Source organism: Mesorhizobium qingshengii, assembly GCF_027563465.1.
Taxonomy (GTDB): domain Bacteria; phylum Pseudomonadota; class Alphaproteobacteria; order Rhizobiales; family Rhizobiaceae; genus Mesorhizobium; species Mesorhizobium qingshengii_A.
The window spans coordinates 1-2500 of record NZ_JAPFQA010000042.1; the positions used below are offsets into that span (position 1 = coordinate 1).

The 2500-nt window shown below is 54.6% G+C and carries 1 tRNA gene and 2 rRNA genes (1 of these 3 cut by a window edge); all 3 read right to left on the reverse strand.

The features are described 5' to 3' along the window. Positions 1 to 16 precede the first annotated feature (16 nt). Positions 17 to 93: transfer RNA gene (locus OOJ09_RS31700), tRNA-Met, on the reverse strand. Positions 94 to 276: 183 nt separating this feature from the next. After that, positions 277 to 391: ribosomal RNA gene (gene rrf, locus OOJ09_RS31705) — 5S ribosomal RNA — on the reverse strand. Positions 392 to 589: 198 nt separating this feature from the next. Further along, positions 590 to 2500 (reverse strand): 23S ribosomal RNA (locus OOJ09_RS31710); it runs 887 nt beyond the window's last position.

Consider the following 2500-nt stretch of genomic DNA (forward strand, 5'->3'; position numbering starts at 1 on the left):
CGGGCTCTTTTGGATTTGGTTGCGGGGACAGGATTTGAACCTGTGACCTTCAGGTTATGAGCCTGACGAGCTACCGGGCTGCTCCACCCCGCGTCACCTTTGGACGTAAGCGCAAGCCTACGAATAGGATGGCCTACAAATAGGTAGATGGCTCACCAAATGAAAGGGCCGCTTGCGCGGCCCGGGATCCCTTGGCGGGCCTTGTCGTGAAGAGAAGATTTCTCTCCATCCAGGATCGTTGTGATTCTGGATGTGAGATTAACGTGCGTTTGGCAGACCTGGCAGCGACCTACTCTCCCGCGTCTTGAGACGAAGTACCATCAGCGCTGGAGCGTTTCACGGCCGAGTTCGGAATGGGATCGGGTGCAGCCGCTCCGCCATAACCACCAGGTCGGCAAAACGCACGTTATTCGAGAAGCTGTTTTCTGTGCCAAGGCGACATCTGCAGTTTGTCACGGGCAAAGCCCGCAAGTGCGACTGCACATCGCCGGTTTTCCGGCGCCCTCGCGGAGCATAGGCCCGTAAGGGCCGCTCATGCGTGAGCGCTGGCAAGACCATCTGACTTGTCAGATGGGCATAAGGAATGAGAACGATCAAGCCGATCGAACTATTAGTACCGGTAAGCTTCAAGCGTTGCCGCTCTTCCACACCCGGCCTATCAACGTGGTCGTCTTCCACGGTTCTCAGGGAATACTCGTTTTAAGGTGGGTTTCCCGCTTAGATGCCTTCAGCGGTTATCCCGTCCGGATATAGCTACCCTGCTATGCGGCTGGCGCCACAACAGGTCCACCAGAGATCCGTCCATCCCGGTCCTCTCGTACTAGGGACAGATCCTTTCAATATTCCTACACCCACGGCAGATAGGGACCGAACTGTCTCACGACGTTCTGAACCCAACTCACGTACCGCTTTAAATGGCGAACAGCCATACCCTTGGGACCTGCTCCAGCCCCAGGATGCGATGAGTCGACATCGAGGTGCCAAACAACCCCGTCGATATGGACTCTTGGGGGTCATCAGCCTGTTATCCCCGGCGTACCTTTTATCCGTTGAGCGATGGCCCTTCCACGCGGGACCACCGGATCACTATGACCGACTTTCGTCTCTGCTCGACTTGTCAGTCTCGCAGTCAGGCAGGCTTATGCCATTGCACTCAGCGAACGATTTCCGACCGTTCTGAGCCCACCATCGCGCGCCTCCGTTACTCTTTAGGAGGCGACCGCCCCAGTCAAACTACCCACCATACATTGTCCCGGACCCGGATAACGGGCCGCGGTTAGACATCCATAGTAATAAGGGTGGTATTTCAAGGATGGCTCCACCTGAGCTGGCGCCCAGGTTTCAAAGCCTACCACCTATCCTACACATGCCACTACGAATGCCAATGTAAAGCTATAGTAAAGGTGCACGGGGTCTTTCCGTCTAACCGCAGGAACCCCGCATCTTCACGGGGAATTCAATTTCACTGAGTCTATGCTGGAGACAGCGGGGAAGTCGTTACGCCATTCGTGCAGGTCGGAACTTACCCGACAAGGAATTTCGCTACCTTAGGACCGTTATAGTTACGGCCGCCGTTTACTGGGGCTTCGATTCAGAGCTTGCACCCCTCCTCTTAACCTTCCAGCACCGGGCAGGCGTCAGACCCTATACGTCGTCTTGCGACTTCGCAGAGCCCTGTGTTTTTGATAAACAGTCGCTACCCCCTGGTCTGTGCCACCCTCCTCTACTTGCGTAGAAAAGGGTCACGCTTCTTCCGAAGTTACGCGTGCAATTTGCCGAGTTCCTTCAGCATAGTTCTCTCAAGCGCCTTGGTATACTCTACCAGACCACCAGTGTCGGTTTCGGGTACGGTTTATAAGGAGGAGCTATTTCCTGGAACCACGCAGCAGCCCGTTCAATCCGATAAGATTGGACTACCTCAATGATCCGTCACTACCTCCAAGCCCACGAATATTAACGTGGTTCCCATCGACTACGCGTTTCCGCCTCGTCTTAGGGGCCGGCTAACCCTGCTCAGATTAGCTTTAAGCAGGAACCCTTGGTCTTTCGGCGGGGGAGTCTCTCACTCCCCTTACGTTACTCATGTCAGCATTCGCACTTCTGATACCTCCACCACCCCTCACGGGTATGGCTTCATCAGCTTACAGAACGCTCCGCTACCGCTCGTATTGCTACGAACCCTAAGCTTCGGTGTATGGCTTTAGCCCCGTTACATTTTCGGCGCAAAGACCCTTATTTAGACCAGTGAGCTGTTACGCTTTCTTTAAATGATGGCTGCTTCTAAGCCAACATCCTGGTTGTTTTGGGATCCTCACATCCTTTCCCACTTAGCCATAACTTGGGGACCTTAGCTGTAGGTCAGGGTTGTTTCCCTTTTCACGACGGACGTTAGCACCCGCCGTGTGTCTGCCGACTAGTACTCCCAGGTATTCGGAGTTTGGTTAGGTTTGGTAATCCGGTGAGGACCCCTAGCCCATCCAGTGCTCTACCCCCTGGGGTA